The sequence below is a fragment of the Fulvitalea axinellae genome (genome assembly GCF_036492835.1).
GTDB classification, from domain to species: Bacteria; Bacteroidota; Bacteroidia; order Cytophagales; family Cyclobacteriaceae; genus Fulvitalea; species Fulvitalea axinellae.
In genome coordinates, this window is the sequence record NZ_AP025314.1 from 3,502,715 (window position 1) to 3,518,908 (window position 16,194).

General features: G+C 45.6%; 13 protein-coding genes and 1 other RNA gene. 5 read left to right on the top strand and 9 right to left on the bottom strand.

Annotated features, from left to right (window positions below; genetic code table 11):
• Positions 1-18 precede the first annotated feature (18 nt).
• Positions 19-1,365: an LPP20 family lipoprotein gene (locus tag AABK39_RS13215; protein WP_338391809.1), complete on the top strand. Its 1,347-nt coding sequence runs from the start codon at positions 19-21 to the stop codon at positions 1,363-1,365.
• 72 nt (positions 1,366-1,437) lie between these two features.
• On the opposite strand, the gene AABK39_RS13220 is transcribed toward AABK39_RS13215, so the two are convergent.
• Complete coding sequence (locus AABK39_RS13220) at positions 1,438-2,223, bottom strand: sporulation protein (protein ID WP_338391810.1); 786 nt, start codon at positions 2,221-2,223, stop codon at positions 1,438-1,440.
• Positions 2,224-2,267: 44 nt separating this feature from the next.
• A complete protein-coding gene (locus AABK39_RS13225; RefSeq protein WP_338391811.1) occupies positions 2,268-3,407 on the bottom strand; it encodes a serine hydrolase domain-containing protein in 1,140 nt (379 codons plus the stop codon).
• 262 nt (positions 3,408-3,669) lie between these two features.
• On the opposite strand from AABK39_RS13225, the gene AABK39_RS13230 reads away from it, so the two are divergent.
• Together AABK39_RS13230 and AABK39_RS13235 are read left to right on the top strand one after the other, a co-directional pair.
• Positions 3,670-4,467, top strand: coding sequence for a DUF3667 domain-containing protein (locus AABK39_RS13230; protein WP_338391812.1), 798 nt, complete (start codon positions 3,670-3,672; stop codon positions 4,465-4,467).
• A gap of 774 nt (positions 4,468-5,241) precedes the next feature.
• Positions 5,242-5,925 carry a DsbA family oxidoreductase gene (locus AABK39_RS13235; protein ID WP_338391813.1) on the top strand — a complete coding sequence of 228 codons (684 nt, stop codon included), beginning with the start codon at positions 5,242-5,244 and terminating at the stop codon, positions 5,923-5,925.
• Between the two features lie 92 nt (positions 5,926-6,017).
• Here AABK39_RS13235 and AABK39_RS13240 read toward each other — a convergent pair whose 3' ends face one another.
• The gene (locus AABK39_RS13240; protein WP_338391814.1) at positions 6,018-8,675 is read right to left on the bottom strand and encodes a WG repeat-containing protein; all 2,658 of its coding nucleotides are present in this window, start codon (positions 8,673-8,675) and stop codon (positions 6,018-6,020) included.
• A gap of 6 nt (positions 8,676-8,681) precedes the next feature.
• Positions 8,682-9,068 (bottom strand): hypothetical protein, encoded by a 387-nt coding sequence (locus tag AABK39_RS13245; protein WP_338391815.1) that lies wholly within the window; start codon positions 9,066-9,068, stop codon positions 8,682-8,684.
• 81 nt (positions 9,069-9,149) lie between these two features.
• On the opposite strand from AABK39_RS13245, the gene AABK39_RS13250 reads away from it, so the two are divergent.
• Positions 9,150-11,393: a hypothetical protein gene (locus AABK39_RS13250; RefSeq protein ID WP_338391816.1), complete on the top strand. Its 2,244-nt coding sequence runs from the start codon at positions 9,150-9,152 to the stop codon at positions 11,391-11,393.
• A gap of 45 nt (positions 11,394-11,438) precedes the next feature.
• Here AABK39_RS13250 and AABK39_RS13255 read toward each other — a convergent pair whose 3' ends face one another.
• The 5 genes from AABK39_RS13255 to AABK39_RS13275 all read right to left on the bottom strand — a co-directional run bounded on the left by AABK39_RS13255 (position 11,439) and on the right by AABK39_RS13275 (position 13,946).
• Positions 11,439-12,698 carry a M56 family metallopeptidase gene (locus AABK39_RS13255; RefSeq protein WP_338391817.1) on the bottom strand — a complete coding sequence of 420 codons (1,260 nt, stop codon included), beginning with the start codon at positions 12,696-12,698 and terminating at the stop codon, positions 11,439-11,441.
• Between the two features lie 19 nt (positions 12,699-12,717).
• On the bottom strand, positions 12,718-13,119 hold the full coding sequence (locus AABK39_RS13260; RefSeq protein WP_338391818.1) for a BlaI/MecI/CopY family transcriptional regulator: 402 nt from the start codon (positions 13,117-13,119) through the stop codon (positions 12,718-12,720).
• Between the two features lie 181 nt (positions 13,120-13,300).
• An RNA gene (gene ffs / locus AABK39_RS13265) (signal recognition particle sRNA small type) lies at positions 13,301-13,397 on the bottom strand.
• 103 nt (positions 13,398-13,500) lie between these two features.
• Positions 13,501-13,737: a hypothetical protein gene (locus AABK39_RS13270; RefSeq protein WP_338391819.1), complete on the bottom strand. Its 237-nt coding sequence runs from the start codon at positions 13,735-13,737 to the stop codon at positions 13,501-13,503.
• A 62-nt stretch (positions 13,738-13,799) separates the two neighbouring features.
• The gene (locus tag AABK39_RS13275) at positions 13,800-13,946 is read right to left on the bottom strand and encodes a hypothetical protein (protein WP_338391820.1); all 147 of its coding nucleotides are present in this window, start codon (positions 13,944-13,946) and stop codon (positions 13,800-13,802) included.
• Between the two features lie 164 nt (positions 13,947-14,110).
• On the opposite strand from AABK39_RS13275, the gene AABK39_RS13280 reads away from it, so the two are divergent.
• Positions 14,111-16,183 (top strand): M13 family metallopeptidase, encoded by a 2,073-nt coding sequence (locus AABK39_RS13280; protein ID WP_338391821.1) that lies wholly within the window; start codon positions 14,111-14,113, stop codon positions 16,181-16,183.
• The last annotated feature ends 11 nt before the right edge of the window (positions 16,184-16,194 follow it).

The following is a 16,194-nucleotide window of genomic DNA, read 5'->3' on the forward strand; positions in this document are numbered from 1 at the left end:
AACAACTCTATCCGCCTTATGAAACAAAGCGTACAGTTATACCTCGCCTGCGCCGTCCTTTCCGTTTTTATGGCCGCATGCGCCGCCAGCAAACCCACTATAGATTTGGAAAGCCTGCCGGAATGGGTGAAATCCAAACCAACACAACCAGGATACTTCACCGGAGTCGGTCGAGCCAATAAAGTGGGGACCGTGGAACAATATACCGCCGAAGCCCGCCGACAGGCGCTCAGCGATATGGCGCAGGAAATTTCCGTAAACATTTCCACACAATCCGTGATGTATCGCTTCGATGCCGGGGAAAACGGTTCTTCGGAATTCTTCCAAGATATGGTTCGCACCAGTTCAAACGATTATCTGGAAGGCTTTCAGGCTACCGATAATTTTGAAACCGAGACTTACTATTGGGTCTATTACCGAATTCCAAAAGACGAATATTACCGACGAAAAGCCGAGCGCAAACGCAAAGCCATGGAACGGGCGGAACTCCCCTACCAAGAGGCCGTAACAGCCGAAAACAGTTCGGACTATAAAACGACACTAAAGAAATCGGCGCAGATACTGGAAGCGCTCAAGGGCTACCTTTCGGAAGAGACTGCTACGGAAATAGACGGCAAGAAAACCGACTTGGCCCGAGAGGCCCTCGATATAATCGAACGCTCCGCCTCCGCCATCAAGATCAAGTTCCAAAGTAATGAGATCAACGTCAACCGAGGCAATACGCTCCCAAAATCGCCAAGCTTCACTGTCTTGGACGCTTCCGGTGAGCCTATTTCCGATTTTCCTGTAAAAATAGAATACAGCGCCGGCTACCTTAGCCAATCCAAAGCCGTTTCGGGCACGGACGGGAAAATCGTTTTGGATAAATTCAGGGCAGATTCCAAAAAGCCGAAAGAGTTTGTGACCGTAACCAGTGACTGGGAAAAGCTGACCAGAAGTTCCACCCGAGATATTTTTGTACGAGGAATATTCAGAAGGTTCAAACCGACAGAATACCGCTGTACGATCAATATTAAACAACCGCTCGTTTACGTTTCCGCCGACAAATCTTACGAAACGCTGAAAAGAAGCCTCAATCATCAGCTGGAAAAAAGATCGATACGGGCCACCACAAAAAAATCCGGCGCATCGCACAGGCTGGAAATCAAATCGGAGAGAAAAAAACAGGGCGACGAAATCGTTATCCAGGTCAAGGGAACACTTACCGACGCCAAAGGTAAGCGGATTTTCTCCAAAACATTCGAAAAACGGATGTTTGACTACAGCCTTCCAGACAAATCGGACGGCGCCGTATACGACAAAGTAAAACCCGAATACGAAAGAAAACTGATTCGCCCGATGCTGGATAAAATCTTGGGACGATAACAACTTCTTTCTGCATAAAAAGGTCCGGAACGACATCGCTCCGGACCTTTTCTTTTATATTCAACTCAAGCATTAGAGCTTCGAAGACAAAAAGTCAGATATTATTGACCGCACTTCCGACGCGTCAGACATATCGGCGTCCATCGGGATATCCAGATAGAGATTACTCTCATCCATCCCCAACATCTCGCCCAACCAACCCGTGCGCCTGTCCAGCTCCATATAAATCCGGATATGCTCGTGGCAAGGCACAAAAGCCACTTCCAGTTCGTCAATTTTTCCTCGGAACTGTCCGCTAACCGGAAAGAACTCGAATTCCTGAATAAAGGGAATATTTCCCGCCCAATTTCTCGGTTTACGCTCAAATTCAATCTCTCGGATACGGAAGCCCAGATCGTCCAAAGCGTTCATAAAAGCCCCTTGCACCGGATGCGGCATTACCTCTATCGCGTCATCATCCTTTGGGTCCAAAGCGAAACTCACGTCGGCCTCGGTACGAACCCACGACCTGACTTCGCCCAAAGAAACGGGCATATCTACCGGCACGTCCAAGTGAAACGGAATCTCGATATGCTCTTCCGATGTTACGGTTATTTTATCGCTGATTTTATATCTCGCCAATTCCAGTCGCCTCGTAACCTTTTCGGGCGCGTCTTCCCTGTCGCTGTCGTTTTCGACTCTCATTTCCGTCAAAAACTTCAGCGTTACGGATTCCACCTCTTGGTCAATATTTCCGCCATACATGTGCAACACGCCGCTCAGGCTATCTCCCGCACACACTCTATCAGTATCCAGCACCGCATCGATTTTGGTCGCACCAACTCCGACACTCGCCATCACTTTCTTAAAAAAAGACATATTATTCTATATGATTATTTTTGATTAGGGTTCTTACCGTCTGTTTAGTCAAGCATTTTCATCGCCGTATCCAGATACAAGTAAACGTCTTCCGGATGAGGACCGATTTTCTTTTTCGCACGTTTATTACCCAAACGCACCACTACCGCATTCTTATTCGGTATCACAAAAATGTATTGACCCAAAATCCCTCGGCAATAAGGCACATTCACACCTTTATAATTCACGACCCACCATTGAAACCCGTAAAAGTCAACCGGCTTTCCACTTTTGTCCACAAGGTAAGAAGCCGGTTTTGTGGCTTCTTTCACATAATTGCCAGACACTACCTGCTGACCGTCCCACTCTCCACCATTTAGTACCAATTGGCCAATTCTGGCAAAATCCGGAGCATTAGAGTTAAAACAGCAATAAGCCTTTTCTATTCCGTCCTTCTTACGGTCCACACTCCACAAAGCGGGGTGCAAGGCTCCTATTTTCGACCAAAGCTTGTCTCCCGCATAATCGGCAAGATCTTTTCCGGTCGCGCTTTCCAAAACCATGGCCAACAGTTGCGTATTGCCGCTAAGGTATTTGAATTCCACGCCGGGCTTTTCCACCACTTTAAGGCCGTCAATCAAAGCCCGAAGATTCGTCCCGTAATAGGCCTTTGTGGTTACCGAGAAAGGATTTCCGTAGCTTTCGTCCCAATTCAGGCCCGAACTCATAGTCAAAACATCCCGGATCTTCAGCTTAGCGTTTTCGCCTTCGGCAAATGCCGGAACGAAATCGCCTACGGCTTGGTCTAGGCTTTTAATTTTCCCTTCGTCCACAGCAATGCCGACCAATAAGCTGACAATACTCTTGGCCATCGAAAACGAATTCGACAAGGACTCCGGCCCGTAACCGTCCCAGTATTCCTCGTATCGCACTTTTTGGTTTTGCAAAACGAAAAAAGCCACCGGATCCAACTTCTCGATCGCTTTGCGGTGTTCTTCCGAAATTTTAAAACTGTTGTAAGCGGCGTCTTTGGCCCAAGGCTCTGGCTTCCCTGTCTTGACGACGCGGTTATCGAACAACTTGTAATCCGTAATATCAGCGGTAGTGTAAATCAGCGCCCGCCTAAAATATTCCGGACTCAGGAGCAACACACCCCCGATGATAAGTACAGCGATAAGGACTCCCCTTGTCAGTTTCTTTTTCATGGTTGATTCCGGTTAGATTTGCCAAAAACCGGCTAATAGCCGGCAAGACAGAAAGGGGACTATTTTACGAAAAAAATCATCGACACCAAACTATCTGAACATATTAGAGAAATCTAAAAAATCGAAAAGGACAAAATGGCTTTTTCAACCAAACAAACACATATCATTTTATCATATTTCACCTAAAAATTACCTGAGATAGATTTTTAAAGAGATTTTTATTCAATTTGCATTGATTTTTCAACTCTCAACAAACTAAACGATGCTCCAAACCGAATCCACCGCTGAAAAAACAACGTTTAGGACCTGCGCCAACTGCGAAAAAACAGTTCCCAAAGCTAACCGCTTCTGTCCTGAATGCGGTTCGGAGAACAAAAAAGTTCCGGAAACTCTCACTAAACTTTTGTTTGAATACTCCCAAGAGCATCTAAACTGGGACAAGGGCGTTCCACGCACCATCAGGGAAATATTCACGACCCCCGAAAAAGTGGTGGATGGCTTCATTAACGGCGCCAGAAAAAAATACACCTCCCCCAGCAAGTTTTTACTGCTTAGTTGGGCATTGGTCAACCTAGTGCTTTGGTCGGTCATAGAAGCTTCCCTCGATGACTCCAGCCTTACATCTTCCCAAATACCCGACGGAGCGCATAAGGATTTCGGCAACGCTTTTTCACAATATTACATGCCCTTTTTAGTGCTAACCTTACCTTTTATCGCTTATGCTTCCAAAGCTTCCTTCAAAACCAAAAGCTATACGTTACCCGAACATTTGATTCTTAACACTTATCTCTACGGCGCCTCCAACTTCGCTTCGTTCGTTTGGACTTGCATCAGGCTCGCTTTCATACCCGCTGGCTATTCATACATTATGGTAGTCGATTTACTTATCGGATTAGTCCTTTCAACTTTTTTCTATTACAGAGTTTTCCGTTCGACAAGAATATTCGACTATATAAAAATGGCCATCCTCTACAGCTTTATACTGACTGGGCTGACCTTAGTGTTTGGCATTTGTTTCGGCGTCTACCTAATGGTGAACAACCAGACTGGCGCAGTTTAAATAAAGCACATTCAAAAAAAATAATGATTTAATTAAAATTAAAACTCTTTTACTTCAATAAAACACATATTAATGGTTAATTTCAAGTGACCGAATCGGTTACATTTACTTATTCGCACTTGAGCATTCCACACTTGAAGCTTTTCTATTTTTCTTGTGGCGACGCTTCAGTGATTAACCTTTTTCAACTTTAAGACTATGGACAATTCTTGCCCTAAAACTCAAAGATGCCCGTTGTTTAACGGCCGGATTCTTCAGAGAAAAGAGTCTGAGAGGACATACAAAAACCTGTTTTGCAACAACCCAGCTACATTCCCAACTTGCAAGCGATATATCATTTCGCAGAAGTTAGGCAAATGTCCCGATTTCGTAATGCCTAACAGCAGTTTTACCATCGAGGAGATTTTGGAAAGGATAAAAAAAGAACAAACCGCAGAAAATTAAGCACGAACGCCCCGCCTTCAAAGGGGCGTTCAACTGTTACAGCCACAATTCAAACCTTAACTTTTTACGCCACAAAGGTTACGATTATATCGTCCGAAAACTTATTTTTGCGACTTGCCAAATCAAAGGCACAAAAATTTACTGATTAAAAACCTCAAAAAAACACGGCCATTTAGCCTAAATGCGAAAAAAAATCGTTTCGGCTAAGGGCAACTCCTAAATCGGACGTATATAATTAAGGCTGAAGGAGGAAAGAAAGTGTTTTTCACATAGAAATCCCCTTAACAAGAAAAATAACCGGGCAAAGCCGGATTTTATAGATTAAACATTATGATGAAAAGAATCAAGTTGGACATCGTAGCGGACGTGGTTTGCCCTTGGTGTTATATCGGCAAAACCCGTTTGGAAAAGGCAATGGCCTTGGCCAAAGAAGAGGGCTTCGAGTTCGAAATCTCTTACAAGCCGTTCCAACTGCATCCCGAAATCTCTCCCGAAGGCGAGGATTTCACAAAATTCATGACGGCGAAGTTTGGCGCTTCACGCCTTCCCCAAGTTACTGTCGGCGTAGCCAAAGTAGCCAAGGAAGACGGCTTGGAGATGAACTTCGAGAAAGTCACCAGAATGCCCAATACGCTCGAGGCGCACAGGCTTATGTGGATGGCTAGGCCCGAAGAAAAAGAAGGCGTACTTGCCGACAAGCTTTTCGAAGCTTACTTCAAAGAGGGTCAGGACATCGGAGACAGAAATGTCTTGTTGGAAATCGCGGAACTTGCGAATCTGGAAGAAACCACAATCAAAGGTTTCAGAGATTCCGAATGGGGCTACACCGAAGTGTACTCGGAGGAAAGCCTTTACCGCCAGTCGGGCGTTGACGCAGTTCCTTCTTACGTGATCAATGACCAGCATTTGATGCAAGGAGCGCAAAGCCCGCAAGAATTCCTTAAAATTTTCAGGGAACTGGCCGGAAGCCCTTCTGACGAAGAATTTTACCAGCCTTCGGATTACGATTATTAATCGGAGAAGACAGAAGAAACAAAAAACGCCGGCGACACTACATCGCTGGCGTTTTCTTTTGCTTTTTTTCCGGACCACTGAACGGAGTCAATCTATTCGCAACTGATTTTCTCAAATTGCTCTTCGGTCAGGCTCTGGCGCCCAATCCGCTCCCCTATCGAGTTGTAATACAAAATGATATAAAGATCGGCTTCGGAGAAGAACTTCTCGCAGAAATAAAGCGGATCCTCTTCCGATCCGATATTCCGGACAGTATCGAAATTATCCGCCACGATTTTGCCGTGCAACGAGCTGACGACACCGTTTCTGGCATCCATTGATGTCAAAATCACTTTTTCGGTCGGACTGTCTTTCAGCAACGAATATTCCTGAAAAACCTCTCCCTCTTTCTTTTTCTGCGAGATATTGTAAAAACTCCAAAGCTCGCCAGTCTTAACCAAGGCTACGGAATCTGTCCAATATTCTATTTTGTCATATTCAAAAGGCGTCAGTTTTTTGTTCGCCTTATCCACTATCGCCTTCTTTCCCCCTCGAGTGGCCACTAACAAACCACCACCGTACACGGCGATTGGCTCACTATACTGGGGTTTGATGTAAACCTTAAGAGAGTCGTTGAAAACACCGAAACGCTTGCCCAACAAAACGGAAACGTAACCATCGGTATAATGCCCGATTCCGTCATAAACGTTTTTGAGAAGTCGTTTGCCATCTTTTCTCAACAGGCCCATTTTCTTCTGTCTATAAATCAAGTAATCGGGTCCCAGCGGATCGATATTGTTATAATATCCGGAAAGGATTTCCTTTCCAAACTCATTATAAACCTTGACGTATTTCTTAGCGTTCTTGACTTGCAAATATTCCGTCGGAACCGATTCGTCCGCAGATTTCACTAGACGGAAAGTGTATTTTCCCGCAAAGTTTTTCACCGCCACATCGGAAAACGCCGCCCAAACGGAATCGGCGGCATAGAACAAGGAAATGTCATCGCTCAGGAAATTCACGTCCGTGTAACGGTAATCGCTTAATTGGCCTTCTCTCCCTAGACCGAGCGTTGCCCATTTACCTCCTTTTCGCAAGGCAAGCCAACGCTTGTTCATCTTCAGGTCTTCGAAAACCGAATCGCCCAAAGGCTGTCCCTTGCTGTTATAAAGCCTATAACCGTCCGCTGATTTTGTGGCCCAATACTCCGAGATTTTAAAGATTTCCTGATCTTTGGATGAAATCAAAGTCGCGCCGGCACTATCCGAAAGGTTCTCGTTATCTCCCTGATAACCCACAACATATTTTCCGCCAATCACCTCCGCGTCCTCATACACAAAACGAGGATTTACAGGATGCTTATCCGCCGCCTTGATCACTTTTGACAACGGCAATACAGCCACCATATCTTGCTGACGCAATAAGACAAAATCGCCGTTCACAGCAATTTCGTCATACTCGACTTTCAGCAATTTTTTGCCTGTAGCACTGAAAAGTCCGAATTTCTCATCTCGGCCAACCAACAAAAATCCTTTTCCGATAACGCCCACATACTCATACTCCGGCTCGACTATATCCCAACCACATTCGTGTACCGCTCCAATACCGGAATCCGCCTGTACCGAGACCAAACCGTACCCCAAAGGTGTCGCTGACTCGAAATTTCCACTGTAAAATTCCTTTCCGTTTCTACCCAAAAGATGCGACTTCCCGCCTTCGCTGACCATTACAAAATCGTCCGTAAAGCCGTCGCAGAGATAACGGTGCTGGATTCCGGCAAAACGCTTTTCCCAAAGCGGTGTTCCGTTAGGTTTTGCGAACCAATACTTGTTATCGGATTCTTCATAACGTCCCAACAAGTACGGAATCGTATCCACCGCAATCACGTTCTTCAGCGAATCGACACCGGGAATATTCCAATAAGCCGAAAGGAATCCCTTCGCCCCTTTGTGTTCCTCTCGGTAAATATGATAAAGATAGCTTTCCGCAACTTTTATAACCGGGCTTTTCAGTCCATACTCTTTAATAAAAGCCTCTACCGAAGCCTGATTATTGCCGGCGACCATGACCTTGAAAATCTCAGCCTCCACCACGGAGCGGTAAGGGGTCGAAGGATGGTTTTCCAAAAAAGACTTATAACTGCTCAGTTTCCCGCTTTTTGTTTTCGTTTCGAACAAAAGCCGGTCATACCTCCGCTTGGCTTCCGTCGCTTGGTCCGCATCCGGATATTCCTGCAAAAATCTGCGGTAAGACAAAAACGTGTTGCTTTTTGTGGCGTTTTCGAAGGCAATCTCATTTCGGCGGGCAATGGCCAACGGCAACTCAATAGCCCCTTTATGCTGACCGATAAATTTCTTGTAATCCTCTAATCCGTCAGATTCTTTGGCACTTTCAAAAGCCAGACTGTCGACGCGTTTCCGCTGATTGTCCAGTACCAGACTATCCACATCGATTTTACCCAAACGCTCCCTTTCCTTCGAATCCTCGGCATAAAGAGAATAAAAATTTATCGCCTCGATTATCTCATAATAGGATGAGTCCAGATTATAATCCTCGAATTTATTTTCCGAAAAAAGTAAAGACAAAGCGTAATGTGCGCCTACATTGGAACTGTCCTTCTGTAAATCCTTATGCGAAAGTTCCCATACTTTACGCCACTCGCCTTTCTCCAACATCCGCAACGACTTTTTGGTATTGTCGGCGCTAGCGACGCTAAAAATCAACGAAAGCAAGGGTACGAAAACGAATATAAACTTGGTCTTTGTTGTCATTTTATCCTAACGGTGTTCAATTACTTCCAGTAACATAAATTTAAGGCTTTCGCCAGAAATATCGACCTCTACAGCCTCTAAAGCGACGAAAAGATGGGGAACTATGCGAAAAAAAGCCCTGACAGCAATTTTCCACCGAGAAAACGCCATCACCACTAAGCCATGCGGGGTGAAATTGGCTTCACTCTTGCGAATTCCTAATATTCGGCAGACAAGCGCCAGCCAAAGCAATTGTTTTACCCTAGAAGAAAAAATAGCGCCCGAAACAAAGTCGGTAAAGCCGGTGATGGCAAGATTGTCCAGGCGTTCTTCAGTAGCAGAGACTACGCGGAGCTGAATGTGGAGCTTTTCGCTCCGGCTACGCATATGCAAAGCCAGCAAATCAATACCCAAAGGCCAGGCGGATTCCCTACTTTGGAAATCAATCGTATTCCGATACCTTCCAGTCACGCGCATTTCCTAATCTCCGACGACATGAGCCTGGCAATTCCCGAACATCCCGGGCTTCAGGCAAAAAGCCTCTTCGCACTTCCGTCTATTATCTCCAAAAGTAACGAAACGCTTCATTCGCAAAGCGCCGATATAAGATTGGTCCCAACAGGATCCCACCTAAGCGTCCAAGGACACATACTGTTCGAAGTCAGACCATCGCTAAAGGTTCCGCCAACGGAACATTCGCTTTTTCCTTTTGAAACTATGATGTACCGCGGCGCTTCCTGCGACACAGCTACGATGACTTTGGGAAATGGCCAAACCAGAAAAGCGAATTTTCTTCCCAAAGCACCTTATAAATCTGAAGAAAACGGAGTGAGCTTAACTGACGATCTGTTTGATCCGCTTAAGCACTTACGGAATCTTTTGGTAAGAAAAGACGGCGAAATCCCCGAAACCGAAGAGGCCTCGACAGCCATGGCCAACAAACTGTGCCCCAGCCCTGACGGTCACGCCAATATGTTCGAATACGTTAAAATGTACAGCGAAGGAAAATTGGATCCAGCCTCAGAAACCTTGGGAATAAATCGGCATGCGGTTCCTCCACTTGGCGGTACCGCCGTAAGCATGTTGCAAACCGGCGAAGCGACACCTTTCGCCCGGCACTTGGCAACAAATTATTTCGCTCCGGCCGTAGCGGTCAGCGAAGACGGCAACGATTATGTTTCCTTTGAACAGCGTGATCGAAAAGCGCTGAAAATGGCCAGACTCCGGATGCTGTTAGCCAGTCACGAGGAAAAATTCGCCGATATGAGCGAAATGGAATTACACAGAAACCTTCCCGAATTCCAAGCTTCCAATGAAGCCATCTGGCTTGAGTACACCGAAAAAATGAAACGCCTAGACCACGCTAACCAAAAAGCCTGGTTTATGAAAATGTACGGAAGTAAGTCAGGCCAATCATTCCACGACAGTATCGCTGATGAGTTCAAAGCTTCCCCGCTTACCGTCGTCGCCACCAAAGGAAAAACCAGCGAGACAAAAGCACCACTTGCTGAACCAAATCTGATTGTTGAATACAATTTGCCCAAATCCAGCGAATTCCAACATCAAATCGAAGGTTTCGGGGTCCAAAACCTAACGAGTCAACACATAATAGAACTGTTGGGAATGTACGAAGCTATGTCCAGCTACCTTGGGCAAGCAGTCCTGCATCGCCGAATGGCAATCCTGCATGATCTGGAACATCTAATTTACCACTGGCATATGGACCACCCGATGGTCTTCGGCCGAAAAAGCCCAAGCCCGGAAAACGTTCCAGCTATGATTCCGATTCTATTCGATTTACTCGACAGGGTTCGTAAAGAACACACTAAAGTAACAGCTCATATTGTTTCGAACGCACACCAAATCTGGATTCCGCACCAAGAGACAATGGACAAACATGGTCTGGCCGAAGCCCAAGAACTATGGGCAAAAGTGTGGGCCGGAAGCCGGGCCGCTCTTTCCAATAATCAAACACCCGGTAGCTCAAGTACCCCCGAAATGTTGGATGCGATTCACGCCCGGCTTATGTGCAACCCGCAAGGGCGTTCGGTCTTACGACGGGCATTCGCCTCCAACACACGACATCCGATCGTAATCGAAAGCATCAATTCGGGTGGCTTGCCCGATTTTGCGGTAACTGAAGCTTTAGACAAACATAATGCGCGATGCTACACTTCTTTCTTTTCCGGAAGCCTAAAACCCGGAAAAGGAAGCTCCGCCAGACTGTTACTTGACGACGAAAAGCTACAAAGTTCACGTTCGCTATACGTAGGCAGAAGACGGCAGAAACTCAGCCAGCACCAAAGTGGGAAGTCCCAAAGGCAACCGATTCTGATTCTCGGCCCCGCTTATATCTCTTACGCCAAAGCGCTCGCAAAGGCTACCAACATCACCCAAGGCGAGTCTTGGGCCGGACTGTTCGAAGATGAGTTCTTGAAAAAACCATCGATGGGAAAATGGATAGACGCGGAAGAGCGACGTAATATTTCCGAAGTGGAAAACAGGCTTAGGTCTGACGCAGGCCTTCCAAAACGCAGATCCGGAGACACCGCAAGACCGCTTATTCTACCAAGTGTACTACCAGATATTTTGGAACAATCAGGCGAACACGAGGAGTTACTTTTCGACGCCAATCACTTCAGCGGCGAATCATCATCAGACGAAGAAAGTCAGTGGACGGCGCTTTCAGCTTCAGGCGAAATTACGAAAGCAGAAGGCGGGGCCAGTCCAAAAAAATAGCTTTGGAAATCCCAAAGCTTTAATATTCTTCAACCTCTTTGTTGATTAGCGCCTAAACGTTTTTTTAGTTCCGTCTTTCAACAAAACTTCCAACCGCTTCTGACCCGAATCCTGAGGCGAGGTTATCTTTTCAATCTTATTAGCGCCAACTGATTGGGCCGCTTTTATAATTTCCTCTTCGGAGAAGCTCCTCCTAGCGTTCGAATCAATTTTGATAAGGTTACCGTCAAGCCATTCGCCTTTTTTAAGCGTCAGCCTTACCACACCTTTTTTATTATCAACATTCATCCGCTGGATCACTAGCCCTTCTTTTTTCAAAGAATTGATAACGACTTCGCTCTTGTAAGTTTTTATCGGATATTCTCTTACAATTAGCTTCTCTCCTTTCAGATCACGGAAATACTTACCGTCATAATCATTTACCACCATCTCCTGTACACAGCCAACCGTAACCATCGACAGCAATATAAACGGAACAACAATCCAGTATTTCCAACGCTTTATAGGCACCACGTCTTTCATCATCCGCACCCGGCGCAACGTCATCGACTTGTTGAAGAAATTCCCCAAGTCGTAATCCATATTATTGAAAAGCTGCCTAACCAGAAGATCCGCATAATCAGACCAATCATTGTCTTTCAGGACTTCGCTATCGGCTAAAAATTCGTGATTGGCCATAATATCCTTTCTGAAAAACCACAGGAAAGGATTGAACCAGAAGATGACGCACATAAACTCCACAAACAATACGTCAAGGCTGTGGCGTTGTTTGATATGCGCCAACTCGTGGTTCCAAATCCGTTTTTCGGACTCCGTATCGAGCCCTTCTTTCGGATTCCAAAACATAAAATTCAGGAAAGAAAACGTTGAGGCATCGCCATTGAGTGTCACTACACGGAAATTTCCGTGGTTGGTGACATCGTGCCTATAACGTTTGATTAGATCGAAAATCATCCAGACTCTTCCCGACAAGCGTACGAGCAAAAACAGTAACGTCACCCCGTACAACCCGACAAAAAAAGTCGACAAGCCAAAAGACCTGCCCTCGGACACCGCATCCGCTCCTTCGCCTATTTGGGGAATCCCGTTTTCGGCCAAAAGCACAATCAGGGGCTTTAGGTTTTCGGAAGGAGCAAAATCCAAAAAATTAGACCATGGAAAAAGAGGCAATACAGCGGACAGCCCCAACGCCACCAGCAAATAGTAACGGTTAAGCCTGAACGCGTGCTCTTTAGCCAGAACCTTCCGGTAAAACAGGAAAAACAGCCCCGTAGCGATGATATTTTCGATAACAAACGAAAGCATGCCTAATAGGTCTTCTTACTTATTCGTTTCCTTTTTCCGGCGTTTTATCCTTGTCCTTCACGTAATTCATCAACTCCTGCATTTCTCCGCTATCGATGTCATTTTCGTTCACGAAGAAAGAAACCAATTTGCGGAAAGATCCGCCGAAGTAACTTCCCATGAAACTTTTCAGGTAGAAGTTGCTGTATTCGGCTTTTGTTATCAAAGGAAAGTATTCGTACGTCTTGCCATATGCCTTATGGCTAACAAAACCCTTCCTTTCCAAAATTCTGATGATTGTCGAAACAGTGTTGTACGCGGGCTTAGGAGCGGGCATTTCCGCTATCACGTCCTTAACCACTCCCTTATCCAACTTCCAAAGGATTTGCATTACCTCATCCTCGGCGCGGGTAAGTTTTTTTAGGTTATCTGTATTTTCCATTTCTGAGACTTTTGAATCGATTCGTTTCCACCCAAGAAACTAGCTTGTTAGTTAAATTTAGGGATTTAGTTATAAAACCAACGGCTTTTTTCGTTTTTTTCTTGAAAAAAATTGTAAATGAGAAAGACCGGTAGGTGTACTTAGAGAAAAATCGATATCATAAATCGAAAAATCACATAAAAAAATAGCGATCCGGAATCTCATCGCTACAACCTCTTACCCTTGCTGCTGTCAAGCCCTGGGGGAATTCAGAGGGAGCAATAGCCCCGAATCGCCAATGCAAATGTACGGCAATATTTTCTATTGTCAATGGGTTTTCGTCAAAAAAACATCCTTGGCATAGCTCCCAAGGCCTTTTTCGAGAAAAAACACCACTAACTTTTACGCCAAACCTTTCAGGTACAGATTGAAGGCCAGACCGTTAGTCTCCTCAAACTCATCAACCTTCAGGTCTTCATAAATATCTTCGTCAAACGTCATTTTCGTCTTCTCCAACTTCCCGTCAGGATGCTTTATCAGCTCCAGCCCCATAAACGTTTCCGGATCCACCTGAACGATTATGGTGTAGTCTCCCAGTTCTTTTTTGAAGTACCGATGTACTATGTTTTTGTTCTGCATAATTTGGGACTAAGTTTTATATTGTAAGCCTTACCGCAAAAATAAGGCTTCGTTTTAAAAACTTAATCCAGGATGAATTCATTTTCCATGTCAAGGGCCGTCATAGCGTCGTCCCCGAGGGAATCTTCGCTTGTTGAGCTCACAAAATCATCGAAGTCATCCAAAATCGTAAGCGAGAGGCCCGCTTGATATTCGAAAGGATATTCCATAGTCTTTAAAATTAAAAAAGTCGGATCATTTAACGATCCTGTCTTCGTCATGTTATTCATTGTATCAACAACCGCAAAATAACAGCATGGAATATACCAATACTATGCGTTTTAAGGATATTTCTTACTTTTGACGAATTATTTCACTTATTACCGACCTCATCATGAAACAAATCTTGAAAGGCGGGGCTTACGCCCTTCTAGCCTCCGCCGTTTTCGCTTGTACCAGCGGAAGCAAAGACAACGAAAAGAAAATGGACACTAGCCAACAACATGAGCACGTTCACGGGTTGGATGTCAAGAACATGGACCTCCAGACCTATCCGGGACAGGATTTCTACGGCTATGCCAACGGGGGCTGGTTAGCCCGCACCAAAATCCCGTCTGACCAAACACGCTGGGGAAGCTTCGGCGAACTTGCAGAGGAAAATAACAACATTCTACGCCGTATCCTTACCGAGGCATCTGAATCCAAGAAATACAAAACCGATTCGGACCAAGGTAAAGCCGTAACTATTTACCAACTTGGTATGGATTCGGCCAGAATTTCAGCTGACGGGATCAAACCCTTACAAGCCTATTTCGGACAAATCAACGCTTTGCAAAACAAACAGGATCTCGGCAAACTCTTGGCCGACCTGCACAACAAAGGCATAGGCGGATTCTTCGGCGACTATGTGTACATAGACAAAAAAGACAGTGAAAAGAAGACTGTTTATGTAGTGGCCGGAGGCACCAGCCTTCCAGACCGAGACTATTACCTCAAACCTTCATTCGAAAAAGTAAGAGGAAAATATTCGCTCCATCTCGCCAAGATGTTCGAATTGTTGGGTGACAGCAAACAAACAGCGGAAAAAGAAGCTGCTTTGGTCCTGAAGATGGAAACCGCTCTCGCCAAGGCTCAGCTTAGCAGAGTGGAACTCCGCGATCCTAAGCGCACTTATAACAAAATGAGCGTTGCGGACCTGGACAAGAAAATTCTGGGCTTTAACATGAAGTCTTACTTCGCTTCGTCGGGTTACACAAAAGTGCCTTATATCATCGTTCAGCAACCTGATTTCATGACAGCGATGAACGGGCTGATCCAATCATCTTCCATTGAAGATATCAAAACATATCTCCGCTGGAAGCTGATCGACGCTGTAGCTTCTTATCTCCCGTCCGAGTTCGAGACCGCCAATTGGGAATTCTACGCCCAGACTTTGAAAGGCGCCAAAGAAATGAAGCCTCGTTGGAAGCGAGTACTCGGAACCGTTAACGGAACCGTAGGATTTGCCGTTGGCAAAGTATACGTGGAAGAAGTATTCCCACCGGAAGCCAAAGCCAAAGCTTTGGAAATGGTAAAAGATATCCAAGACGTTTTCAGCGAGCGAATCAACCAGCTCGACTGGATGTCGGAAGAAACCAAGGTTAAAGCGCAAAACAAACTCAAGGCTTTCCGTGTAAAAATCGGTTACCCAGACAAATGGGAGACGTACGAAAAACTTGACATTTCACCTAAGCAATCTTATGTAGCGGCTGTTATCAGCGCCAGCGAATTCGAACGCAAGAAGAACATTGACGACCTTCATAAGCCAATCGACAAAACGAAATGGCATATGACACCACAAACAGTCAACGCCTACTACAGCCCTGTAAGCAACGAGATCGTTTTCCCGGCCGCTATCTTACAGCCACCGTTCTACGATTACAAAGCTGACGCCGCCGTTAACTACGGAGGCATCGGAGCGGTTATCGGACACGAGATCACCCACGGCTTCGATGACCAAGGACGCCAATACGACGCAAAAGGCAACTTGAACGACTGGTGGACAACGGCCGACGCCGAACGTTTCACTAAAAAAGCGGACAAAGTGGTCAAGCAATTCGACGGATACGTTGTTTTGGATTCGCTCCATGTAAACGGCAAACTTACTTTGGGTGAAAACATCGCCGACTTGGGAGGTATTACCATGGCGTATTACGCTTTGCAAAAGTATTTGGCCCGTCACGGCCGTCCTGAGAATATCGACAACCTGACTCCAGAGCAGCGTTTGTTCGTTTCTTGGGCTACGGTTTGGCGCGCGAAATACACGGACAAAGCGCTCCGCAATCGTCTCATCACTGACGTACACGCACCCGCCATGATCCGCGGTTTCGCCCCATTGTCAAACCTGAAAGAATTTGAGAAAGCATTCTCTCTTAAAGAAACTGACAAAATGGTTCGTCCTGACAGCATAAAAATCAAGATTTGGTAAACACCAAATCT